This is a genomic window from Flavobacterium sp. 5 (assembly GCF_002813295.1).
Lineage (GTDB): Bacteria > Bacteroidota > Bacteroidia > Flavobacteriales > Flavobacteriaceae > Flavobacterium.
In genome coordinates this window covers 3,902,507-3,925,831 of the sequence record NZ_PHUE01000001.1, presented here as the reverse complement: position 1 = coordinate 3,925,831, position 23,325 = coordinate 3,902,507, and the positions used below count along the sequence as shown (strand labels likewise).

Annotated in this window: 23 protein-coding genes; 2 read left to right on the top strand and 21 right to left on the bottom strand. The window is 30.3% G+C overall.

Annotated features, from left to right (window positions below; genetic code table 11):
- The first annotated feature begins 66 nt into the window (after positions 1-66).
- Entirely contained in the window at positions 67-807 is a 741-nt protein-coding gene (locus CLU82_RS16435; RefSeq protein WP_100844109.1) for an acyl-[acyl-carrier-protein] thioesterase, read from the top strand.
- A 51-nt stretch (positions 808-858) separates the two neighbouring features.
- On the opposite strand, the gene CLU82_RS16430 is transcribed toward CLU82_RS16435, so the two are convergent.
- The 18 genes from CLU82_RS16430 to rpsF all read right to left on the bottom strand — a co-directional run bounded on the left by CLU82_RS16430 (position 859) and on the right by rpsF (position 18,455).
- Positions 859-1,566, bottom strand: a complete 708-nt coding sequence (locus CLU82_RS16430) for a response regulator transcription factor (RefSeq protein ID WP_100844108.1) — start codon at positions 1,564-1,566, stop codon at positions 859-861.
- Positions 1,567-1,569: 3 nt separating this feature from the next.
- On the bottom strand, positions 1,570-3,153 hold the full coding sequence (locus CLU82_RS16425; protein ID WP_100844107.1) for a sensor histidine kinase KdpD: 1,584 nt from the start codon (positions 3,151-3,153) through the stop codon (positions 1,570-1,572).
- A 59-nt stretch (positions 3,154-3,212) separates the two neighbouring features.
- A complete protein-coding gene (gene coaE / locus CLU82_RS16420; RefSeq protein WP_100844106.1) occupies positions 3,213-3,809 on the bottom strand; it encodes a dephospho-CoA kinase in 597 nt (198 codons plus the stop codon).
- A 1-nt stretch (position 3,810) separates the two neighbouring features.
- Positions 3,811-4,809 carry a glycosyltransferase family 2 protein gene (locus tag CLU82_RS16415; protein WP_100844105.1) on the bottom strand — a complete coding sequence of 333 codons (999 nt, stop codon included), beginning with the start codon at positions 4,807-4,809 and terminating at the stop codon, positions 3,811-3,813.
- A 116-nt stretch (positions 4,810-4,925) separates the two neighbouring features.
- Positions 4,926-5,732: an enoyl-ACP reductase gene (locus CLU82_RS16410; RefSeq protein WP_100844104.1), complete on the bottom strand. Its 807-nt coding sequence runs from the start codon at positions 5,730-5,732 to the stop codon at positions 4,926-4,928.
- Positions 5,733-5,836: 104 nt separating this feature from the next.
- Entirely contained in the window at positions 5,837-7,027 is a 1,191-nt protein-coding gene (gene fabV, locus CLU82_RS16405) for an enoyl-ACP reductase FabV (protein ID WP_100844103.1), read from the bottom strand.
- A gap of 74 nt (positions 7,028-7,101) precedes the next feature.
- Entirely contained in the window at positions 7,102-8,754 is a 1,653-nt protein-coding gene (gene recN / locus CLU82_RS16400; RefSeq protein ID WP_100844102.1) for a DNA repair protein RecN, read from the bottom strand.
- Positions 8,755-8,800: 46 nt separating this feature from the next.
- Positions 8,801-9,682, bottom strand: a complete 882-nt coding sequence (locus tag CLU82_RS16395; RefSeq protein ID WP_100844101.1) for a DUF4835 family protein — start codon at positions 9,680-9,682, stop codon at positions 8,801-8,803.
- Positions 9,675-10,886 (bottom strand): bifunctional phosphopantothenoylcysteine decarboxylase/phosphopantothenate--cysteine ligase CoaBC, encoded by a 1,212-nt coding sequence (coaBC, locus tag CLU82_RS16390; protein WP_100844100.1) that lies wholly within the window; start codon positions 10,884-10,886, stop codon positions 9,675-9,677. Before coaBC ends, CLU82_RS16395 begins: the two co-directional genes overlap by 8 nt.
- A gap of 9 nt (positions 10,887-10,895) precedes the next feature.
- On the bottom strand, positions 10,896-11,213 hold the full coding sequence (locus CLU82_RS16385; RefSeq protein ID WP_026709525.1) for a DNA-directed RNA polymerase subunit omega: 318 nt from the start codon (positions 11,211-11,213) through the stop codon (positions 10,896-10,898).
- 8 nt (positions 11,214-11,221) lie between these two features.
- On the bottom strand, positions 11,222-12,016 hold the full coding sequence (locus CLU82_RS16380; protein ID WP_100845062.1) for an outer membrane protein assembly factor BamD: 795 nt from the start codon (positions 12,014-12,016) through the stop codon (positions 11,222-11,224).
- Between the two features lie 130 nt (positions 12,017-12,146).
- Positions 12,147-13,034, bottom strand: a complete 888-nt coding sequence (gene dapA / locus CLU82_RS16375; protein WP_100844099.1) for a 4-hydroxy-tetrahydrodipicolinate synthase — start codon at positions 13,032-13,034, stop codon at positions 12,147-12,149.
- A gap of 8 nt (positions 13,035-13,042) precedes the next feature.
- Positions 13,043-13,561 (bottom strand): hypothetical protein, encoded by a 519-nt coding sequence (locus tag CLU82_RS16370; protein ID WP_100844098.1) that lies wholly within the window; start codon positions 13,559-13,561, stop codon positions 13,043-13,045.
- A gap of 1,118 nt (positions 13,562-14,679) precedes the next feature.
- Complete coding sequence (gene ligA / locus CLU82_RS16360) at positions 14,680-16,683, bottom strand: NAD-dependent DNA ligase LigA (RefSeq protein WP_100844096.1); 2,004 nt, start codon at positions 16,681-16,683, stop codon at positions 14,680-14,682.
- A gap of 69 nt (positions 16,684-16,752) precedes the next feature.
- Positions 16,753-17,226: a DUF6495 family protein gene (locus CLU82_RS16355; protein ID WP_100844095.1), complete on the bottom strand. Its 474-nt coding sequence runs from the start codon at positions 17,224-17,226 to the stop codon at positions 16,753-16,755.
- Positions 17,227-17,301: 75 nt separating this feature from the next.
- On the bottom strand, positions 17,302-17,745 hold the full coding sequence (gene rplI, locus CLU82_RS16350) for a 50S ribosomal protein L9 (RefSeq protein ID WP_100844094.1): 444 nt from the start codon (positions 17,743-17,745) through the stop codon (positions 17,302-17,304).
- A gap of 66 nt (positions 17,746-17,811) precedes the next feature.
- On the bottom strand, positions 17,812-18,108 hold the full coding sequence (gene rpsR / locus CLU82_RS16345; RefSeq protein ID WP_007138295.1) for a 30S ribosomal protein S18: 297 nt from the start codon (positions 18,106-18,108) through the stop codon (positions 17,812-17,814).
- A gap of 5 nt (positions 18,109-18,113) precedes the next feature.
- Positions 18,114-18,455: a 30S ribosomal protein S6 gene (gene rpsF, locus CLU82_RS16340; protein ID WP_077370382.1), complete on the bottom strand. Its 342-nt coding sequence runs from the start codon at positions 18,453-18,455 to the stop codon at positions 18,114-18,116.
- Positions 18,456-18,620: 165 nt separating this feature from the next.
- On the opposite strand from rpsF, the gene CLU82_RS16335 reads away from it, so the two are divergent.
- On the top strand, positions 18,621-19,316 hold the full coding sequence (locus tag CLU82_RS16335; RefSeq protein WP_100844093.1) for a LytTR family DNA-binding domain-containing protein: 696 nt from the start codon (positions 18,621-18,623) through the stop codon (positions 19,314-19,316).
- An 11-nt stretch (positions 19,317-19,327) separates the two neighbouring features.
- On the opposite strand, the gene priA is transcribed toward CLU82_RS16335, so the two are convergent.
- The 3 genes from priA to CLU82_RS16320 all read right to left on the bottom strand — a co-directional run bounded on the left by priA (position 19,328) and on the right by CLU82_RS16320 (position 23,323).
- Positions 19,328-21,778, bottom strand: a complete 2,451-nt coding sequence (gene priA / locus CLU82_RS16330) for a primosomal protein N' (protein ID WP_100844092.1) — start codon at positions 21,776-21,778, stop codon at positions 19,328-19,330.
- Between the two features lie 63 nt (positions 21,779-21,841).
- Entirely contained in the window at positions 21,842-22,273 is a 432-nt protein-coding gene (locus tag CLU82_RS16325; RefSeq protein WP_100844091.1) for a DUF2147 domain-containing protein, read from the bottom strand.
- 123 nt (positions 22,274-22,396) lie between these two features.
- Complete coding sequence (locus CLU82_RS16320; RefSeq protein WP_100844090.1) at positions 22,397-23,323, bottom strand: YihY/virulence factor BrkB family protein; 927 nt, start codon at positions 23,321-23,323, stop codon at positions 22,397-22,399.
- Between the last annotated feature and the right edge of the window lie 2 nt (positions 23,324-23,325).

Below are 23,325 nucleotides of genomic sequence, written 5' to 3'. Positions count from 1 at the left end.
TAATTCATAATTCATAATTCATAATTCATAATTCATAATTCATAATTCATAATTCATAATTATATTATGCCAATAGATAAAAATTTCACATCAATACTAAGCAAAGATTGGGAAATCAATTTTACCCAATGTACGCCCACTGGCTATTTAAAATATACAGATTTATGTAACTTATTACAACTAACAGCAGCAGCACACTCCGAAGTTGGTGGGATTAGTTTTACCGATATGCAGGAATTCAATCAAGCTTGGGTACTAAGCAGAATGCGTGTAGAAATTATAGAATTGCCAAAATGGCGTGATATTGTCACCGTCAAAACATGGATTAACTCATTAGAAAACTCCCGTTCTGTAAGAGCACTTGAAATGCATGTCAATGGAAAAAAAATAGTAGGATCTGAAACTTTTTGGGCAGTTTTCAACACCAAAGCCCGTAGACCAGAACCTTTGGCACTTCCTTACAAACATTTTGAATTATATCCCGAAGACAAAGCTACCGAAATGGGATTTTCGAAAATAAACTTACCTCAAGAAAAAGAAGAGATTTTCGAAAGAACTGTTTCCTTATCCGATTTAGATATTGTTAATCATGCTAACAATGTAAAATACTTAGAATGGTGCTTGGATCTTGTAGATGAAAATAAAATACTGTCTCAACAAATAAAAAGCTTTGAAATGAACTTTTTAAAAGAACTATCTCTTAAGGATAAAGTAATAATACATGAATGTGTCAATGAAACTGATGTGGTTTTTAGCATCACCAAGGAAGATAAAACTTGTTTTGCATTACAAGTCAACTGGAAATAAAAAAAGCTTCGATTAATTTCGAAGCTTTTTTATTTTTATAAAATCAATTGATTATTTTGCTTTCACAACTAATCTAAATCCCTCACCGTGGATGTTTAAAATTTCAACATCCTCATCTTGCTTCAAATACTTTCTTAGTTTAGCAATATAAACATCCATACTTCTAGAGGTAAAATAATTATCATCTCTCCAGATTTTTGTTAAAGCTAACTCTCTTGGCATCAAATCATTTTCATGCAGAATTAACATTTTAAGTAATTCGTTCTCTTTTGGAGATAACTTAATAGGCTCTTCATTATTGAATGTTAAGAAACGAAGTTTCGAATTTAAATGAAATTTACCCACATTAAATTCAAATTGAACAACTTCTGTTTTCACATCAGATGCTTTTCTTTGAATGATGGCTTTAATTTTCATCAATAAAACTTCAGAATCAAAAGGTTTGTTTAAATAATCATCGGCACCAGCTTTATATCCTTTTAAAACATCCTCTTTCATAGATTTTGCTGTAAGGAAAATAATAGGCACATCATTATTTTTTTCTCTAATTTCTTTTGCCAAAGTATAACCGTCTTTGTATGGCATCATTACATCCAAGATACATAAATCATATGTGTCTTTTTTGAATTTCTCAAATCCTTCCATACCATTTTTCGCCAAAATAACTTCAAAATCATTTAGCATTAAATAGTCTTTTAGAACTGCACCAAAATTAAGGTCATCTTCTACTAATAGTATTTTTTTATTTGTATTTTCCATACTCTAATTTATTAAAGGTAATTTTATAATGAAGGTACTTCCCTTTCCCTTTTCACTTTCTACATATATTTGACCATTATGATCATCTACAATTCTTTTTACATAAGCTAAACCTAAACCATGGCCTTTTACATTATGTATATCTCCCGTATGTTCTCTGTAAAATTTTTCAAAAATTCTTTTTTGAGCAATTTTACTCATACCAACTCCATTGTCTTTTATTTTAATAAGAACCATGTCCTTAATATTCTCTGTATAAATATCAATCTTAGGAATATCTGGAGTATATTTTATTGCATTTTCTAAAATATTAACTATCACATTTGTAAAGTGAACATCATTCAGTAAAACTATTTTTCTACCAGCTCCAAAATGGGTTGAGACGCTACCTTCTCTATCTTCAAGAATCAAATTCACATGTTCAATAGCATCATTAATAACTTCTTCGATGTCACTAGACTCTTTTATAATATTGAGTTCTTTCTTCTCTAACTTTGAAATTCTTAATACATTTTCAACCTGAGCATGCATTCGTTTATTTTCGTCCCTAATCATTTCGAGATACTTAAACACTTTTTCTTTATCATCAATAATTTTAGGATTTCGAATAGCATCCAAAGCTAAATTTATCGTTGCAATTGGTGTTTTAAATTCATGCGTCATATTATTAATAAAATCATTTTTGATCTCAGAAATTTGTCTTTGACGTATTAATTGATTTAAAGCTGATGTGTAAGCAATTATAATGATTAAAGTAAAAATTATAGACAATATTGTAATACTAACCAATTGTGATAATAAAAACTTCTTTTTATGCGGAAAAGCAACTAATAATTTATATTTTTCATTCCCTTCATTATCTGTGAAAACAGGAATAGAATAAGTTACATCTTTATCGTAAACAAAATTATCCGATTTTATTTTTGTTACTATTCCATTACTTAAAATTCCAAACTCAAATTTGGTTTTAACACCATACTCTTCTAATTCCTTCTTAATTAATTTATTTAGTGCTTCATTAGAAACTCTTTGTTCAAGAGGCATAGCAGACAAAATATCTTTATTTGAAATCTCAAAAATAAACTTATCTAAAATACCTAAATTTCCAACTTTTTCAATTTTAACATCCGGTACTAAACTTTGATTAACCGTTGAATTATCTATAGAACTATTATTATAAACCTCTGTTAGCCTACTAGAACTAAAGCTTTTAAACTTATTGTTGTCAAACTTTTTATCAAATGATGGTAAAGAAATATTATATTTCTTTGATTTAATATTATTAGAATAAACAATAGTTTGATTTGTTTTTGGATTTTTTTGGACATAATAAAATTCCATTAAATCCTCCTCCTTAGGCGCTATTCCAGTACTGTCTATTTTTTTGTTAATTTTATTGTAAAAACTATAAAGCTCATGTTGTTCCAATTTTTGAGCAACATTACCTATTACTTGTTTAACATGAAATTTAAATTGTTCATCATTATTCCTAAATGAAGTATTAAACCAATACACTTGTACAAGAATTATCCCAATCAAAGATAAGCTCATTAACATTACAAGTAATCTAAAAAATAGTTTGTTCATTCAAGCAAAATTAATATTTTAACAATATAGTAAATAATGCATTAACCAAAGATTAACATTTAAGAGTTCATTTGTTTAATTCTTAAAAAATTAAGAATTTTAACAATTCCTAACATTATTGCCTCCTTACTAATATTTTCAATAATAAAATCACTTTTTGCTGATTTTTCCTCATCATTCCATTGATTTTTTATTCTTTCTAAAACTTTTTCACGCGTAGTTTTATCTCTTTTAATAACTCTTTTAATTCTAATTTCAAGAGGAGCTACTACGTTTATAATAAAATTACACTCTTTATAACTACCACTTTCAAATAAAATTGCACTTTCATAAATAATAAATGGCTCATTTTTATGCTCCAAAAGCCATTGCTTGAAGTGCTTCTTTACTGCAGGGTGTACTATATTATTAAGTTTAGCTAAACTATTGGAGTTATTAAAAACAATTTCTGATAATCTATCTCTGATCAGTATACCATTTTCAAATACAGTATCTCCAAACTCTTTTCGAATCTGATTCAACACAGTATCTGATTGCATTAAATTCTTTGCTTCTAGATCCGTTATGTAAACTGGTATTCCCTTTGAGGCAAATTCGTTGGCAACAGTAGTTTTACCACTCCCAATTCCTCCAGTTAAACCAATTATTTTCACCATTTTAAATTTTAAAAAACAATTCGGGGAAAGCTTTTTGTGGGTCTTGCTTCAATATAATTACTTTAATATACGATTTTAAAAATCCTATCCCATAACCATAAAACTGTTTCCAAACAGCAATTAATGACAAATAACCAATTTTAATACTCTTATTCTGTATAGAAGATAACAAAAACAATGCCAAAAAATAACAAAAATAAATTTTAAGAAGAATATCTTGATTAAAAATTAATAATACTAAAGATACAAAAAATCCTATTATAAAAAACGTTGGGAAGAAAAAAGTTAATTTATTGTACTGAGGATACCAACTATTGAGGATTGGTCTGGCTTTACCAAATTTACTAACTTGTATTGTAAATTTATCCCAATCAATTCTTCTCTTGTGATACACGTATGCATTGGTTAAAAGTTTCGTTTCATATCCCATTTCCCATAAACGAATGGATAAATCAGGATCTTCACCTGGATGAATATTACCAAAACCTCCAGATGCTCTAAATGCTTTATTAGATAAGCCCATATTAAAACTTCTAGGCTGAAATTTTCCAATTTTTTCAGAACCTCCTCTGATTCCTCCTGTAGTTAAAAAAGAAGTCATTGTAAAATTAATAGCCTTTTGGATATCTGAGAAACTATCTAACGCTTTATCTGGACCTCCAAAGCAATCTACATAATCTTCCTGCAAAGCTTTTTCCACTTCACTCAAATAATTACTTGGAATAATACAATCGGAGTCAAAAATGATAAAATAGTCTCCTCTGGCTTTACTCATCCCGTAATTTCTAGAATCGCCAGGACCAGAATTCTCTTTATAGTAGTAAGAAATATCCAATCTATCACCATATTTTTGAGCAACATCCTGACATCGAATTGTGGATCCATCTTCTATAAGTACAATTTCAAATATTTGTTCATAAGTTGATTTTGCTAAACTTTCTAATAATTCATCAACTTCATCAGGACGATTATAAACAGGAATGATCAATGAAAACAACATAATAGTATTGAGTTATTATTTTTTATTCTTTTTATTTTTTTTGCAAAGGTACTCTTTCTAAGCAAAAACCTTTTAACAAATACAGATGGTTTTCACACAAAACCAGTCTTTTATTCTTATTCAAACATCTCCATCACTTCCTGACTAACTCCCATATTAGAAAATCCTCCATCATGTAATAAATTTTGAAGTGTTACTTTTCTAGTTAAATCGGAGAACATAACAACAATATAATCTGCACATTCAGCAGCTGTAGCATTTCCTAATGGTGACATTTTATCTGCAAAAGCTATAAATCCGCCAAATCCTTTTACACCTTGACCCGCTCTGGTTGGAGTTGGAGATTGCGAAATAGTATTCACTCTAACTTTTTTGTCTCTACCAAAGAAATAGCCAAAACTACGTGCAATGGATTCCAAAAATGCTTTATTATCAGCCATATCGTTATAATCTGGAAAAACTCGCTGAGCAGCCATATAAGAGAGTGCAATAATACTTCCCCATTCATTCATAGCATCCTTTTTATACAATACCTGCATTAATTTATGGAAAGAAACAGCAGAAACGTTCCAACCTTTTTCAGTAAAATCATAATTCTGATTTGTATAATGATTTCCTTTTCGAACATTTACCGACATACCAATAGAATGTAAAACAAAATCTATTTTACCTCCCAGAATCTCAACAGCTTGATCTACTAAAGTTTCCAAATCAGTAACCATAGTCGCATCAGCAGGAATAATCTGACTTCCTGTTTTTTTAGCTAATACATCAATGGATCCCAATCGCATTGCTGCTGGAGCATTAGTCAACACAAAAATCCCTCCCTCTTCATGAATACGCTCAGCCGTCTTCCATGCGATAGAATTTTCATCTAAAGCTCCAAAAATAATTCCTCTTTTTCCTTTCAATAAATTATACATAAGACTTTTTAAAATAAAATTATAAAAAAAACACCTTATTTTCTTGATTTTAAACCATCAAGCAATAAGGTGTTTTGAAAATTATAAATAATTTGATATCTAAATTAGGCTATACTTGGAACTTTAACCAATTCGTTTGTATCTGCTTTGTAATCTACTCCATCAAAACCAAAACCAAATAAGTTATAGAAATCACTTCTGTATCCTTCTAAATCTCCTAATTCAGCTAAATTTTCAGTTGTAGCTTGCTCCCAAAGTCTTGCAACTTCAGCCTGAACATCCTCACGCATTTCCCAATCATCGATACGGATTCTACCTTTATCATCAGTAAGCATCGGTTCTCCTGTATATAATCTTTCGCTGTACAAACGCTGAATTTGCTCAATACATCCTTCATGAATGCCTTTTGCTTTCATTATTTTATACAATAAAGAAATATACAATGGAATTACAGGAATGGCAGAACTAGCTTGAGTTACCAACGCTTTATTCACAGAAACATAAGCTTTACCATTAATATCGGCTAAGCTATCTGTAATTGTAAAAGCTGTAGCCTCTAAGTGATCTTTAGCACGGCCAATTGTTCCTTTTCTATAAACAGCCTCAGTCAATGATGGTCCAATATATGAATAAGCAACCGTTGTAGCTCCTGGAGCTAATAGATTTTCTGCTTTCAAAGCATCAATCCACATAGCCCAATCTTCACCTCCCATTACAGCAACTGTATTGACAATATCATCTTCAGAAGAAGGTTCAATAGAAACATCTGAAACTTTTCCAGTATGAAAATCTACTGTTTTATTTGTAAATGTTTGTCCAATTGGTTTTAAAGTTGAACGGTGTAAAACTCCTGTATTTGGGTTTAAACGTACTGGTGAAGCAAGACTGTAAATAATTAAATCAACTTGACCTAAATCAGCTTTGATTAGATCTAAAGTTTGTCTTTTAACTTCATTTGAAAAAGCATCTCCATTGATACTTTTTGCATACAAACCAGCTTTATGAGCTTCATTTTCAAAAGCGGCTGAATTATACCAACCTGGAGAAGCTGTTTTACCTTCTGAAGGTTCTTTTTCAAAAAACACTCCAATTGTTGCAGCATCTGAACCAAAAGCACTTGTAATTCTTGAAGCCAAACCAAAACCAGTTGAAGCTCCAATAACCAAAACTTTCTTAGCTCCTGCTATAGTTCCTTTTGATTTTACATATTCAATTTGATTTTTTACACTTTGTTCGCTTCCCTTTGGCTGAGCAGTCAAACAAATAAATCCTCTCATTCTTGGTTCTATAATCATAATCCTTTGTACGTTAATTTATATTGTAATTTCTAAAATTTTTAAAATTGAATGAACAAATATAGCCCAAATATTTAGTTCAACAAGGCTTTTGCATGATTTAAGGCAGAATCTGAAATGACAGTTCCTGACAACATTTGAGCTATTTCTACAACTCGTTCTTCGCTAGTTAATAATTTCAATTCTGATTGGGTATCCTCACCAACAGTAGACTTAAACACTTTAAAATGCTCATTTCCCTTAGCAGCAATTTGTGGTAAATGTGTTATAGCAAATATCTGCATCTGAGTACTCATCTCTTTCATTATCTCCCCCATTTTATTAGCGATTTCTCCAGAAACACCTGTATCAATTTCATCAAAAATCAATGTCGGTAATTTTGAATATTGCGCCAATATAGCTTTTACTGCAAGCATAATACGTGACATTTCACCTCCAGAAGCTACTTTCTTTAACAATCCAAAATCAGTTCCTTTATTCGCAGAAATTAAAAACTGTAATTCATCTTTTCCGTTTTCAAAATAAGTCGAACTAGGATTTAATTCCATTTTAAATCTAACATTAGGCATTCCTAAAGTCTCTAATATGGTAATCAATTTTTGTGACAATAGAGGAATTGCTTTTTGTCTATTATTATGAATGGTATCGCAAATTTGATCCAATTGTATTGCATTAGCATCAACTAATGCAGTTAATTTCACAATCTCTTCATCAATATTTCCTAATTCTAATACCGAATTTTCTAAAGTATTCTGAACAATAAGTAACTCATCAACTGTACTTACTTGATGTTTCTTTTGCAAATTATAGATTAATTGTAGTTTTTGATTAATCAAGTTTAACTGCTCTGGATCATTAATTAATTTTTCAGAACAACGATTCAATTCAATCGCAATGTCTTCAAATTCGATTTTTAAACTTGTAATTCTCTCAAATAATAAAGTATAATCTGTAGAAAAAGTGGCTATTTTTTGAATGGCATTTTTTATTTCATTCAAATTATGCATCACACCTATTTGCTCCTCATTGGCAATAGCCAAAGACTTATCAAGAGATTCTTTAATGATTTCAACATTATTCAATTGCTCATATTCTTCTTCTAAAACTTCTTGTTCACCAGACTTTAGTTTGGCTCCCATTAATTCCTCTAAAAGAAAGGTATTGTATTCCTGCTCTTTAGAAGCCTCAGTTTTTCTTTTAATTAAAGAATTTAATTTATTTTTATCTGCTTTATACTTTTTTAATTCCGATTGATACGAATTAATGATATCCAGATTATTAGCAATTGCATCAATGATTTTAAATTGTACCCCTTCATCAGACAATTCCTGAGTTTGTTGCTGAGAATGAATATCAATTAAATACAACCCTAACTCCTGAAGTTCCTGCAAATTTACAGGACTATCATTGATAAAAGCTCTGGATTTTCCTGAAGGTAGAATTTCTCTACGAATAATGGTATCATCTTCATAATCCAAATCATTTTCTTCAAAAAAAGGAAGTAGATTGTATTTAGATATTTCAAAATGCGCTTCAATAATACATTTTTCTTCTTTGTTTTTAAGTGAAGTTAAATCGGCTCTTTTCCCTAAAGCCAAACCTAGTGCTCCTAATATTATTGATTTCCCAGCACCAGTTTCTCCTGTAATTATTGAAAAACCTTTCGAAAAATCGATTGTTAATTTTTCAATTAACGCATAGTTTTTTATAGCTAATGAAGTTATCATTTATTAAATATATAGATTGGGTTATAAAGAAAAGTAATTAGGAAAGCTAATATTTTAATAATTGCCATTTACTGGAATTTGACGAAGAAGTTCTATTTAAACTGTCTACCATATCATTTATTGCTATGCTTGGTCCTCCAGTAAATATAGATACGATTTCATCTGACTTTGAATCCATAAAAACACGCAACAGATAAGAATTGGGTTTAGTTTCGTTCAATTTAGCTAAATTCATTAAAGAACCTTTAATAATTTCTTTAGCTTTTTTTAAATCTTGACTCATTGTATCTAATCCTGAATAATACAGCTGACTCGATTGTCTTATATCCGCATAAGTAGGCGACATTAAATCATTTATTAAAAAATACCTACTCAATGTTCCGTCAGATTGATTCCAACCTTTATAACCTCCTTGTTGAGCTAAATTTGCAATATTAAGTGCTTCTTTAAAATAACGATCTCCAACAAATGGAACAAAGGTATCAGCATCCATTCCTAAAATCACATATGAATAAAATGATAAAACAGAAACGAGATTAGAATCATAACTTGTTGGAATGTAAGTTAAATTTTCAAATTCGGTATAATTGAATGTAAAATCTTTATCATTTATATTCAAAACAGGAGATGAATAAGTAGAATTAAAAATATTCCTAGAAGATTGTACTTGAATATTGGCAACAAATTGATCCGAGCTATAACTAGATATAGTAATATACATTGAACAGTTTATTCTTTCCTTTTGCGAAAGCATTTGTCCAGTCCAATCCGTTTTGTTTACAAATTCATTTATAGCAGTTTCTAATGTTTTAAAAACCTGCTGATTAGAATTATTTATTTTTTGAGTATTTAAAGTAACAGTACAATTCAACTGCTGGGCTTGAATAAAGCCACACCCTAAAAAGAAAAACAAGACAAATCTAACCATAAAAATGCGCTATTACTTTGTTTAAAATATCATCGGCGACAGCTTCTTTAGATTTCAAATCCAAAGGTTCAATATGAAATGCACTATCAATAAAGGTAACCTTATTAGTGGGTTTACCAAAACCTGCCCCTTCATCTTGTAACGAATTTAGAACTATCAAATCTAAGTTTTTTTTCTGAATTTTCGCTTTAGCATTTTCAATTTCATTTTCAGTTTCTAAAGCAAAGCCTATTAAAAATTGATTTTTCTTTAATTCTCCAAATGAAGCTAAAATATCTTTAGTTTTCTCAAGCTCAATTATAAAATCATCAGCTGCCTTTTTAATTTTCTGGCTTGCAACATTTTTAGGCTTATAATCGGCAACTGCTGCTGCTGCAATTGCAACATCAACATCCTGATAATACTGATGGCAAGCATCATACATTTCTAGGGAAGAAACCACAGGAACTACTTGAACTAAAGAATGATTTATGCGACAATGTGTTGGTCCAGAAACTAGTATAACTGTTGCTCCTAAATTAGCAGCACTTTGAGCAATATCAAATCCCATTTTACCTGATGAATGATTCCCAATAAAACGCACGGGGTCAATTGCTTCATATGTAGGACCAGCAGTAATTAGTATTTTTTTCCCTTTTAAAGGTAATTTGCTTTCAAGATCCGCTTCTAAAAAAGAAACAATATTTTCTGGTTCTGCCATTCGACCTTCTCCAGATAAACCACTAGCCAATTCACCGCTTTCAGCAGGTATCATCGTATTCCCAAAGGCTTTTAATGCAGTAAAACTTTCAAGAGTAGAAGGATGAATATACATATCCAAATCCATTGCTGGCGCAAAATAAACAGGACATTTAGCAGATAAGTAACAGGCAATTAAAAGATTATCACACAATCCGTTTGCCATTTTCGATAGCGTATTGGCAGTTGCCGGTGCAATAACCATTAAATCTGCCCAAAGACCTAATTCTACATGACTATTCCACTGCTCATTTTTTTCATCTTTATTGTAAAATTCTGAAAAAACTGGATTTTTAGATAACGTAGATAAGGTAAGTGGAGTTATAAAATCCTTAGAAGCAGGTGTCATTATCACTTGGACATGTGCACCTGCTTTTATGAAGAGTCTAACTAATGAAGCCGTTTTATACGCAGCAATTCCGCCAGAAATCCCTAGCAAAATCTTTTTTCCGCTTAAAACTGACATTAGTATAGATTATTTATTTGAATCTCTGTGGTAAATTTTACCATCTAACCATTCTTGAACAGCTAAAGCGTGTGGTTTTGGAAGTTTTTCGTAAAATTTAGAAACTTCGATTTGCTCTTTATTTTCAAAAACTTCTTCTAAACTATCATTGTAAGTAGCAAATTCTTCTAATTTTTCAGTCAATTCCTTTTTGATTTCAGAATTAATTTGATTTGCTCTTTTAGCCATAATTGTTATCGCTTCATACACATTTCCAGTAGGTTCTTCAATAACTGTTTTATTATAAGTTATTGTATTTACTGGAGCATTTGTCTTTTTTAAATCCATGACTTTATTTATTTATTAAATTTTTGTAACTCAACATCAATTTTAGCTAACATTTCGTCTGCTTTACTTTTATATTCAGTATTAGGTTTGAATTTAACCAAATTATTATAATAGGTTTTTGCCGTATTTAAACGTTCTTCCATTTTAATATAAATACTGTTTATTGCTAATGAGTAAGCCGAATCAAATTTATAATACAATGCTTTTTCTTTAAATGATGTTCCAGGATAATCTGAAATAAAATTATCAAAAGCAATTATTGCTGATTTGTAATTAGAAATTCTATTGTATTCTAATGCATTTTCATAAACTTTACGTTCAATCTTATCATTTAATTTCTTTGATGTTGCATTGGCTTCAACTATGTATTGAGAATTTGGATAACGATCAATAAATCCTTGAATTTTTTCAATAGCTTTAAAAGTATCCGTTTGATCTATGCTATAAACTGGAGACAACATAGAATAACTTTTTGCTGCTAAAAATGAACATTCTTCAATTTTTTCACTTCTTGGATAACCCGAAACAAAACTATCAAATTGGTAACCTGACAAATAATATTGCTTTGTTTTGTACAAAGATTGTGAATACATATAAAACAATTTTTCACCTTGAGGCTTACCTCTATAAGACGGTGCTAATTGTTCAAAAAGACGAATTGCTTTTGAATATTTTCCTGCATCATATAATTTTGTTCCAACCTCAAACTTTACAGCTACATCTTCTTTCTTTAAAGCATCTTGATATTCACTACAAGAACTAAAAAACAAAACAACAAGCAATACAGATATTATTTTTTTCATTTGATTCACTGATTTTAATTTTATTCCCTATAGTATATAGAAAGTAAAAGCCACCAAAGTTAGGTGGCAAATTTAGTTATTAATTTAGCTATTACAAAATATTTCTTTAGTTAAAAAAAACAGCTGTATTTTAAGAGTTTTTTACCATTTTCTTCACAAAAATATCCAATCGATTTGCTAGTGATTCATCTACAGAAACTAATGGCAAGCGTAGTACATTCTCTGCAATACCAAGAATCTTAAATACTTCTTTGATTCCTGCAGGATTTCCTTGCTCAAAAATCATATCAATACAATTAGTTAATAAATACTGAAGTTTAAAAGCATCATCAACTTTTCTATTCAATCCTAATCGAATCATTTCTGAAAATTCTTTTGGAAAACCTTGCCCTATCACTGATATTACTCCAGCTCCACCAGCCAAAACAACTGGTAATGCAATCATGTCATCACCTGAAATTACTAAAAAATCTTTGGGTTTATCCTTTATAAGCTGCATTGCCTGAACTAAATCTCCAGCTGCTTCTTTTATTGCAATTACATTTTTGAAATCATTAGCCAGTCTAATAACCGTTGATGGCAACATATTACTAGATGTTCTTCCTGGCACATTGTACAAAATTACCGGAATAGGAGATGCTTCCGAAATTGCTTTAAAATGTTGATAGATTCCTTCCTGAGTTGGTTTATTATAATATGGCGAAACAGATAAAATAGCATCAAAAGCAGAAAAATCTCTTGTGCGTAACTCCTCCACAACTTTCAATGTATTATTCCCTCCTACTCCAAGAACCAATGGCAATCTACCTGCATTCACTTCAATAACAGTAGCAATAACTAGTTCTTTTTCATCTGCTGATAATGTAGCATTTTCTGCCGTAGTACCTAGCACTACAAGATACTCAATACCGCCGTCTATAGAGAAATTTACAATTCTTCTTAGAGCTTCAACATCAATTGTAAAATCGTTTTTAAACGGTGTTACTAGGGCAACTCCTGTTCCTATTAATGATTGCATAATTTAAATTATATTTTGTTTAATATTTTTAAGTATCGAAATAATTCATTAGTGAAGCCTTTATAATCTTCTGCCGCAATATTTATCAACAAATGATTTAGTCTTTTATCTACGGTTGAAAAACCAACCTTGAATTTTGCCTTAGATTTATTTGTAAAAAATAGCAAAAACGGCTTCTCTTCAGCATAATAATTAATTAATAAATCAAAATCATCTGAAATAAATTCATTTATTGCTTGTTGAGTAAATTCGTTTTTTAGATTTAAATCCTTCAAACCAAATGTTGGTTCCGAATACACTTCTTTGCTAATTAAATTATCACGATAAACAAGAATCTTAATATTACTATCAACAATTCCTTTGGAAATTATTTCTTGTTTTAACGCTGCTGTCTCTAAAAAATTACTTTCATCTACAAATAAACCAACTTTGATAACTGAAGTCCTCAAAGATTCATCCTTAAGATTAACCAGCTGTTTCTTCAAGGATTTTTTTAATAAAAAGCTCTTTATAGAATTTAAAAACATAGTATTTTCACAAGATTACAAATTTACTTATTTCAGTCACATTTGAGTTCGTAAAACTAAAAAACTATAACGACTTTTTAAAACTTTTTGTTATATTCTTAACATTGCATTATTATTCTACACAATACCCCTCTCACTATATACATAAATTTAAAAAACCAAAGATAGAAACCATGAACTAACCGATTCAAAAACAGTAATATTTAACTCATCAAACCAAGCATACTAAGAATAATAAAGAAGCATTATCTTTAACCAGAGCCTTGATCGATGTGATATTTTTTTTTTACTTTTCTCTTAAAAAAAGCGAAGATAAAATGAAGAGAAGAAGCTATAAAACCAAAAAAAAACTAGATGTTGTTGCTCTTGAAATAAATAATCACAAAATTATAATAGAATAACTTTTACACAAGAAATGATATTATTTTGAATTTCTTCATTCAATAAATAAATTCTCAATTGCCTTATCTTTCTCTAAGAAGTAATTAACCATAAAAAAGTAGGATAAAAATTGAGTAATTAAGCTAACTAAGGTAAAGGCGTAATTGTAAAAATAAAATTTATACAAAACAAAAAATATATCTGTGATAATAAAACAAATACTCATCAACATACCATTGAAGAAAACATAACTCTCACTTTTTATATAATTTATAATTGAGATTATACCTAAAAAACTCAAAATTATACCAAAAAAAGCATACAAAGAAAAGTCCAACTCTAAGTTTTCGAGTTTTAAATTCAAAACAGAATAACATATTGTACCAATCCCAAGTATCAAGATAAAAATAGAAATTGCATCTCTGTAACTAAATTTAAACTCCTGAAATTCTTTTAGAGCTATATACAACAACAAGATATAGACGAATAAAACACATAAAAAAGATCCCATGGCCGACTCATTTATTTTTAATGTATTAAAAACATCTCTAATAAAAAAAGACAAAAAAATCACTGCCTTTAAAGGCGATATTTTATAATTATTTAAAACTAAGTAATATATAAACAAAGATGGAATTATCATGGACTTAGTATAAAGTACCGCCATATCATGTCCCAATAACTTGAATATGATTGCTAAAACAGAAGTAATAAAAAACAATATAAGTGAAGGAGTACTAGCTTTCATGTAACATTTCTATAAATTTATCTTCGGAAATTATTGAGATATTCAACTTAGTTGCTTTTTCCAATTTAGCAGGTCCCATGTTATCTCCAGCAACAACAAAATCAGTTTTTGCCGATATCGAACTACCCACTTTACCACCATTCTCTTCAATAGCTTTTTTTAGTTCATCTCTTGAATAAGTAGAAAAAACACCAGAAACTACAAATGTTTTACCTAAGAATTTCTCAGTTGCATTTGGATTGACTTTTTCTACAATCTCAAATTGCACACCATATTTTTTCAATCTTTCTATAATAATCCGATTTTCATTATTCTCAAAAAACTCAATTACACTTTTCGCTATTCTTTCTCCAATTTCATCTACTAAAATAAGATCCATAAGAGTTGCTCGTTCTAGCGCATCAATATTTTTATAATGTTTTGCCAATTTTTTAGCAACGGTTTCTCCAACAAAACGAATACCCAATGCAAACAATACGCTTTCGAAAGGAATAGCTACAGAATTAGCAACGCCTTTTACCAAATTTTCAGCTGATTTTTGCGCCATTCTTTCCAATGGAAGAATTTGTCCAACAGTCAATTCATACAAATCAGCATAATTGTGTACCAATCCATTATTAAATAACAATGCTACAGTTTCACCTCCAAGCCCTTCAATGTCCATTGCTTTTCGAGAAATATAATGTTGAATTCTCCCAATGATCTGTGGAGGACAACCATAAAAATTTGGACAATAATGATTTGCCTCACCTTCACTGCGAATTAATTCTGTTTCGCATTCAGGACAATGGGTTATATATTTTGTTGGCTCAGAATTACCTGAGCGTTTACTTAAATCTACCGCTATAATTTTAGGAATGATTTCCCCTCCCTTTTCTACAAAAACAGTATCATCAATTCTAATATCTAATTTTTCTATTTGGTCAGCATTATGCAAAGAAGCTCTTTTCACAATAGTTCCAGCCAATTGTACAGGCTCAAGATTAGCAACTGGCGTAATAGATCCAGTTCTTCCCACTTGGTAGGATATTGAGTTTAGTTTCGTAAAAACCTGTTCCGCTTTAAACTTGTAAGCCATTGCCCAACGAGGCGATTTGGCTGTATATCCCAATTCTTCCTGATAATGCAAATCATTAACCTTAACTACAACTCCATCTGTTTCATAAGGAAGATTATGCCTATGAATATCCCAATATTCAATAAACTGAAAAACTTCTTCCAAACTAGAAGCTAATTTAGATTCATTTGGAACTTTAAAACCCCATTTTCTAGCAGATTCTAAACCTTCAAACTGAGATTTAAAAGGCAATTGATTTCCAATTAAAAAATAAAGCAAACAATCCAAAGGCCGTTTGGCAACTTCAGCACTATCTTGTAATTTTAAACTTCCCGAAGCTGTATTTCTAGGGTTGGAATAAGGTGTTTCCCCAATTTCTATTAACTCCTGATTCATTTTTTCGAATCCAGCAAAAGGCAAAACAATTTCACCACGAATAGCAAAATGCTCGGGATAATTTCCTTTAAGATGTAAAGGTATTGATCTAATTGTCTTAATATTATTGGTAACATCATCACCTTGAAAACCATCACCACGAGTCACAGCTCGAGCTAATTTTCCGTTTTCGTAAGTAATACTAATTGAAGCACCATCATACTTTAATTCACATGTATATTGCAAAGGAACATCCCCTAAAACTTTTTGAATTCTAACTTCCCAATCTTGCAAATCTTCTTTAGAATAGGAGTTATCCAAAGAATACATACGATATTCATGCGGAATAGTTTCAAAATTTTTCGTGATTGTACCTCCGACTCTTTGTGTAGGGGAATTAACATCAAAAAATTCTGGATTTTTAGTTTCTAAATCCTGAAGCTCTTTTAATTTCATATCAAACTCATAATCAGACAATGTCGGATTATCCAATACATAATAATTATGATTGTGAAGATTAAGTTCTTCTCTTAGAGTTTGAATAGCTTGCAATGTGTTCATAAAAAAATGGCTATTTTAGTACATTAAATAATCTACTAAAATAACCATTTTAAAGTTTAAAAATCAAATTTATGATTCAATAATCGAATTAATTTGATTGTATAATTGTCCATCACTCAAAATGGAGCCTTGCTGAATCAATTGAAAAATAGAAAGATTACGTTCCTCTGTAAATTCCTTTTTACCAGTTTTCATTTCAATAGTTTCGGTAAACATATTATCACTCAACCATTGCAAACCTTCTTTTGACAAAAAATCAACTTCAGTAACCAACGATTTCAAAACGATTGATTTTACATAAGTATCAAAACAATGAAACAAGAAAATATGATTTTTGGAGAAAAACTCCAAATAAGTTGCTCTAGACAAAACGCCTTCCCACACTAAATCCGAAAAAACATCCAATTCTTGTTCTGCAACTTCAGGCTTTTCAGCTTTTATTTGATCCCATTCAGCTTTGTCAATTGTTTGAGTTGCTAAAAAGGTTGTAAATTCTTGAGTCAATTCTTCAAATTGTTCTTTGGTTAACCTAGAATATTTCATTTTTATTTTTTTTGATAATTACTAAAACAAAAAAATCCCGACTTTCATCGGGATTTCAATATATACATTTAAAAATTATGCTTTTTCAGCAACAATTTCGTATGCTAATTCAACGATTACATCTCTGTGTAATCTAACTGAAGCAGAATATTTACCAGTACGTTTAACGATACCAGAAGTAATGAATTTTCTATCAATTACTTGACCACCTTTAGCTAAAGCTTCAGCGATATCAATGTTTGTAATAGATCCGAATAATTTTTCACCACCTGCTTTAGCAGAAATTTTAATTTCGATAGCTTTTAAGCTTTCAGCTAATGCTTTTGCATCTGCTACAACTTTAGCTTCTTTGTGAGCTCTTTGTTTTAGGTTTTCAGCCAATACTTTCTTTGCAGAAGAAGTAGCTAAATGAGCAAATCCTTGTGGGATTAAAAAGTTACGACCGTATCCGTTTTTCACAGTTACTACATCATCTTTAAATCCTAAATTTTGAACATCTTTTCTTAAAATAAGTTCCATGTTGTTGTCCTTTATTTGAGAAGTTAGGTTTCATATTTCAGAAAACCAACAACTGTTAATTTTTAATTATTTTAATAAATCCGCCACGTATGGCATTAAAGCTAAGTGACGTGCTCTTTTTACAGCTACAGACACTTTTCTTTGGTATTTTAATGAAGTTCCTGTTAAACGACGAGGAAGAATTTTTCCTTGCTCATTAACGAATTTCAATAAGAAATCAGCATCTTTATAATCGATATATTTGATACCTGATTTTTTGAAACGACAATATTTTTTAGTCTTGTTAGTTTCTATGTTCAAAGGCGTAAGATATCTGATATCCCCGTCTTTTTTTCCTGAAGCAGATTGTTGTAATGTTGCCATGATAATTAAGCTTTTTGAGATTTAAGTTTTGCTCTTCTTCTTTCAGCCCAAGAGATAGCATGTTTGTCAAGACTTACAGTTAAGAAACGCATAACTCTTTCGTCACGTCTGAATTCAGTTTCAAAAGCGATAAGAACTTCTCCTGATACTTTAAATTCGAACAAATGGTAAAAACCACTTTTCTTGTTTTGGATTTCGTAAGCCATCTTTTTAAGACCCCAGTCTTCTTTAGATACCATTTCTGCTCCTCTACTAGTAAGAAAATCTTCAAATTTGCTTACTGTTTCCTTTACCTGAACTTCAGATAAAACGGGATTTAAAATGAAAACAGTTTCATAATGATTCATAAAAAATTTATTTATTTGTTAAATTGGGTGCAAAAGTAATCTTTTTTTTCGAACATACAAGTACCAAACAACTATAATCGATGAACGGGGAAAAAAAACTTGAATTTTTAAAATTAAATAAAAAAAAAAACTATTTTTACTCTACCAAATCAAAAACTTGATACTATGAAACTAAACTGTGTTGTTGTTGATGATAGTTCAATACAAAGAATGATTATTGCAAAGTTAGTTAATAATCATACCAATTTAAACCTAATCGGAGATTTTTCAAATGCAATTGAGGCAAAAAGCTGTATGACTGTTCATAATGTTGATTTGATATTTCTTGATATTGAAATGCCTGTGATTAGCGGTTTTGATTTTCTTGACGGTTTAAAAACCAAGCCTCAAATCATTTTCATTACTTCAAAAGCAGAATACGCTATGAAAGCTTTTGATTATGATGCGACTGATTATTTACAGAAACCTATTTCTATTGAACGATTTAATGCTTCTGTCCGCAGAGCGATTGACCACTTTCTTCTTAAAAAAGAAAACAAAGAAGACGAAGGAGAACATATCTTTATTAAAAGCAATCTAAAAAAACTGAAGATATTCACTTCTAAAATTAAATGGATTGAAGCTTTTGGTGATTATGTAAAAGTAGTAACCGAAGATGACAGTAATCTTGTCCTCTCAACGATGAAATCTTTTGAAAATGATTTATCAAAAGAAAAATTTATTAGGGTACACAAATCATATATTGTAAATATTGATAAGATTGACCGTTTTAACAGTAAATTTGCCGAAATTGGAGTAACTAAAATTCCATTAAGCCGAAACAAAAAAGAAGATTTAGTAAAAGCACTTGCCTATTCATAAAAAACTACTCTCTAATAAAAATCAACATTTACAGTAACCTTAATGGCTCTGTATTGAGAAACCGCTTCAAAACTATTCAGTATCTTCTGAATAGTTTTTTTTGTACTTATAATAGAAGTGCTTTGCGGTATTTTGATGATTATAGTCCTTATATATTCATTTCGTATTCTATTAATTGCAGGCTCTTCAGGACCTAAAACTGGCATAGTAAGATTTTGACTCAGTACTTGATACAACCACATGGCACCTTCTTTTAGTTTATCAAAATCACGCTGTTTTAATGTCAATTTTATAATTCTAAAATAGGGTGGATACTTATATATTTGCCTATCATATAATTGCTCATTATACATACCTATATAATTGGAATGAGTGACTTGCTGTATTGTATTATGATTAGGATTATAGGTCTGAATAACCACTTTGCCCTTTTTATCCGATCGCCCAGAACGTCCAGCAACCTGTGTCATCATTTGAAAACTTCGCTCGAAAGCTCTAAAATCTGGATGATACAACATTGTATCGGCATTCATGATACCAACCAAATTTACATTATCAAAATCTAATCCTTTGGCTAGCATCTGAGTTCCTACCAAAATATCAAACTCTCGATTCTTAAAACTATCAATTATTTTTTCAAAACCAAACTTTCCTCGAGTTGTGTCCTGATCCATCCTTCCAATTTTAGCATTTGGAAAAATAGTGATCAACTCTTGTTCTATTTGTTCTGTTCCTAAGCCTTTTGTAGTTAAATCTACGCTATGACAAGCATGACAATGAGTTGGATTAGCAATCGAATACCCACAATAATGACAACGCAATTGATTTTTATGTTTATGATAAGTCAAACTCACATCACAAGACTGACAATGTGGAACGTGCCCACAAGTAATACATTCTATAATTGGTGAATATCCTCTTCTATTTTGAAATAAAATCACTTGCTCTCCCACCGATAAAGACGTTGTGATTTCTTCAATCAAAATATCACTAAAATGACCGTTCATCTTTTTTCGAAAGTATTTATCTTTCAAATCAACCAATAGAACTTCAGGCAAACTTGCATTTCCAAAACGTTTCAAAATTTCAACGAATCCAAACTTATCAGACTTTGCATTATAATAGGTTTCGATACTTGGTGTAGCCGAACCTAAAAGCACTTTAGCCTGATGTGTATTTGCTAAAACAATAGCAGAATCACGAGCATGGAATCTGGGCGCTGGATCTGATTGTTTAAAATTTTGTTCGTGTTCTTCATCAATAATTACAAATCCTAAATCATGAAAAGGCAAAAATAAAGCCGATCTGGCACCAATTACGATTTGAGCTTTTTCAGCATTTAATAAAACCTGATTCCAAACCTCAACTCTTTCATTATTATTAAATTTAGAATGAAAAACAGCTACTTTATTTCCAAAATGAGCTCGTATTCTAGAAACCAATTGAGCCGTTAAAACAATTTCCGGCAACAAATACAAGACTTGTTTCCCTATAGCCAAATATTCTTCTATAAGCTTAATGTAAATTTCGGTCTTTCCACTTGAAGTAATTCCGTGTAAGAGACAAACTGATTTTTGCTCAAAACTTTCTTTTATAGATTCAAAAGCACGTTGCTGATCAGAACTCAATTGTAGTTCATCTTCTTTCGCTTTGCCTGCAAAATTGATTCGATCTTCTTGTAAAAAATATTCTTCTAAAATCTCCTTTTCAACTAATGCCTTAACAATAGCAGGAGAAGATTGAGCCGTTTCAACTAATTTTTTAACTGTAATCGACTTCTTTTCAGTAGCACTTAATTGAAAATAATTCAGAACTATTTCCTTTTGCTTATTGGCGCTTTTTAAAATTTCGAGTAAATCTTTTAAACCTTGATCAGTATCGTATTTTGCGTGCAATCGCACATACCGAACCAATTTAGGCTTGTAACTTTCCTGAAGCTCTTCTTGTAATACTAAAATATTTTTATCAATCAATTTTTGAATAACTGGAAAAATATTTTTCTTATTCAAAATCGAAATAATATCCTGTATCTTTAATGAACTCTGTTGTTGTAAAGCTTCGTAAACTAGATATTCATCATCTGAAAGCAGACTTTCATCAACATACGAATCATTTTTTCTTGTAATAAGCGTTTCACTCTCCAATAACAATGCACTTGGCATAGCATTACGATAAACATCACCTATAGCACACATATAGTAATCAGCAATCCAAAACCAATGATTGATTTGAATTTCTGTTACTATAGGTGTTGTATCTAAAATTTGATGAATCTCTTTGGCTTCATATAGAGTTGGTATGTTATTGTGAATTTCAATAACTAAAGCCGTATAGATTTTATTTTTCCCAAAAGGCACCGTAACTCTCATTCCTTTTTTTATAAAAAGAAATTCGGCCTCCGAAACTCTGTATGTAAAAGTCTTGGCAAGAGAAAGTGGTAAAACAACTTCTACGAAATGCATTAAGTAATATTAGAATTTAGATTGTCGATTTTGGTTTTAGATACTAAAACATCAAAAAAAGTATTATTTTACTCGATACCAATATTGTGTTCTTCCTAATAAAGAAAATCCAATATAGCCTCTTACTTTAAGTTTATCATTTCCTTCTAGTGTGATGAAACATTTGTATAATTTTCCATTTTGAGGATCCAAAACTTGCCCATCATTGTACTCCTTACCATCTTTAGTCAATCCTTTAATAACTGTAATTCCAAGAATTGGTTTATTTTTATCATCTCCTGTACATTCTTCACAAACTTTATTTTTTTTATCAGCTTCAAGAATTTCAATTACTTTACCATATATCTTACCCGACTTCTCGTAGATTTCAACCACAGATTTAGGCTTACCTGTTTCATCATCAATAGTTTTCCATTTCCCTAAAACTGTTTGACTTTGCATATTAGAAATTACCGAAAAGAATACAACTAAACCAAATACGATACTTTTTTTCATTTTTTCTTAAATTATTGACTCTTAAATTTTATTATTCGAAATATATCTACACAATTCACCTACGAATTGCATATGACAAGAATACAAAATTTCATTCAAAAAATCGCATTTATTATAAATACTTTAATACTCCGATTTGCTCTTTTTTAATTTATGAATTGTTGCGTTCAATTCAAATCCTAACAATAAAATCATACAGTTAATCCAGATATAAAACATCATAATCAATAGTGTACCAATTGACCCATATAGCTCGTTGTATTTTGAAAATCGAATTACCCAAATACCAAAAAAATAAGAAGAGACAACTATCAAAATCGTTGTAAAAACGGAACCAATACTAATAAAAGGAGGTTTATGTGATTGTTTTGTTCCGTATCGTAATAAGATAGAAGAAGTTATCAAAATCATTAAAACTACAAAAACATACCTACCTAAAATAATTAAAGGAATTTGCTCACTTAATACATCCTGAATGGTTGTTTTCTGAATAATAACCTCAAAAACAACAATAATAGAAACCGTTAAAAGTAAAAGAATAGATAATGTTATTGAAATCCCTAAGGCAACCAAATATTGCTTGAAAAACCCTCTTTTTTCTAAGACGTGTTTAGACGATTCAAACCCACCGAGGATACCATTAATTCCATTTGCCATTAAGAAAATAGATAATAAAAAACCCGAAGACACTAATCCTGAATGACTATTATTAAGAATGTCATTGATAATATTTGCAATAGCATCATATGTGTTTGGGGGCACTCCCTCCTTTACAAACTGCAGAAAATCATTTTGAAAACCCTCTATAGGAATATAAGGTATTAAGTTTAAAATAAATAACGCAAATGGAAACAATGCCATAAAGAAACTAAAGGCGACAGCACTTGCATGATATGAAAAGGCACCTTCTAAGATACCATTAAAATACAACTCTAATAAATCATAAAACGAGAAACCTCCCAAACCAGGCATTTTTATCTTCTTTAAGACGTGCATTAGGTTCTTTACAACAGGGATTTTTTCGAGTTTATTCTCAATTATAACTGTCATCT

Excerpts from the sequence above, each read along its gene's own strand:
- CLU82_RS16435 (WP_100844109.1), top strand. The coding sequence starts at position 67 with ATGCCAATAGATAAAAATTTCACATCAATACTAAGCAAAGATTGGGAA.
- CLU82_RS16430 (WP_100844108.1), bottom strand. The coding sequence starts at position 1,566 with ATGGAAAATACAAATAAAAAAATACTATTAGTAGAAGATGACCTTAAT.
- CLU82_RS16425 (WP_100844107.1), bottom strand. The coding sequence starts at position 3,153 with ATGAACAAACTATTTTTTAGATTACTTGTAATGTTAATGAGCTTATCT.
- coaE (WP_100844106.1), bottom strand. The coding sequence starts at position 3,809 with ATGGTGAAAATAATTGGTTTAACTGGAGGAATTGGGAGTGGTAAAACT.
- CLU82_RS16415 (WP_100844105.1), bottom strand. The coding sequence starts at position 4,809 with ATGTTGTTTTCATTGATCATTCCTGTTTATAATCGTCCTGATGAAGTT.
- CLU82_RS16410 (WP_100844104.1), bottom strand. The coding sequence starts at position 5,732 with ATGTATAATTTATTGAAAGGAAAAAGAGGAATTATTTTTGGAGCTTTA.
- fabV (WP_100844103.1), bottom strand. The coding sequence starts at position 7,027 with ATGATTATAGAACCAAGAATGAGAGGATTTATTTGTTTGACTGCTCAG.
- recN (WP_100844102.1), bottom strand. The coding sequence starts at position 8,754 with ATGATAACTTCATTAGCTATAAAAAACTATGCGTTAATTGAAAAATTA.
- CLU82_RS16395 (WP_100844101.1), bottom strand. The coding sequence starts at position 9,682 with ATGGTTAGATTTGTCTTGTTTTTCTTTTTAGGGTGTGGCTTTATTCAA.
- coaBC (WP_100844100.1), bottom strand. The coding sequence starts at position 10,886 with ATGTCAGTTTTAAGCGGAAAAAAGATTTTGCTAGGGATTTCTGGCGGA.
- CLU82_RS16385 (WP_026709525.1), bottom strand. The coding sequence starts at position 11,213 with ATGGATTTAAAAAAGACAAATGCTCCAGTAAATACAATAACTTATAAT.
- CLU82_RS16380 (WP_100845062.1), bottom strand. The coding sequence starts at position 12,016 with ATGAAAAAAATAATATCTGTATTGCTTGTTGTTTTGTTTTTTAGTTCT.
- dapA (WP_100844099.1), bottom strand. The coding sequence starts at position 13,034 with ATGCAATCATTAATAGGAACAGGAGTTGCCCTAGTAACACCGTTTAAA.
- CLU82_RS16370 (WP_100844098.1), bottom strand. The coding sequence starts at position 13,561 with ATGTTTTTAAATTCTATAAAGAGCTTTTTATTAAAAAAATCCTTGAAG.
- ligA (WP_100844096.1), bottom strand. The coding sequence starts at position 16,683 with ATGAACACATTGCAAGCTATTCAAACTCTAAGAGAAGAACTTAATCTT.
- CLU82_RS16355 (WP_100844095.1), bottom strand. The coding sequence starts at position 17,226 with ATGAAATATTCTAGGTTAACCAAAGAACAATTTGAAGAATTGACTCAA.
- rplI (WP_100844094.1), bottom strand. The coding sequence starts at position 17,745 with ATGGAACTTATTTTAAGAAAAGATGTTCAAAATTTAGGATTTAAAGAT.
- rpsR (WP_007138295.1), bottom strand. The coding sequence starts at position 18,108 with ATGGCAACATTACAACAATCTGCTTCAGGAAAAAAAGACGGGGATATC.
- rpsF (WP_077370382.1), bottom strand. The coding sequence starts at position 18,455 with ATGAATCATTATGAAACTGTTTTCATTTTAAATCCCGTTTTATCTGAA.
- CLU82_RS16335 (WP_100844093.1), top strand. The coding sequence starts at position 18,621 with ATGAAACTAAACTGTGTTGTTGTTGATGATAGTTCAATACAAAGAATG.
- priA (WP_100844092.1), bottom strand. The coding sequence starts at position 21,778 with ATGCATTTCGTAGAAGTTGTTTTACCACTTTCTCTTGCCAAGACTTTT.
- CLU82_RS16325 (WP_100844091.1), bottom strand. The coding sequence starts at position 22,273 with ATGAAAAAAAGTATCGTATTTGGTTTAGTTGTATTCTTTTCGGTAATT.
- CLU82_RS16320 (WP_100844090.1), bottom strand. The coding sequence starts at position 23,323 with ATGACAGTTATAATTGAGAATAAACTCGAAAAAATCCCTGTTGTAAAG.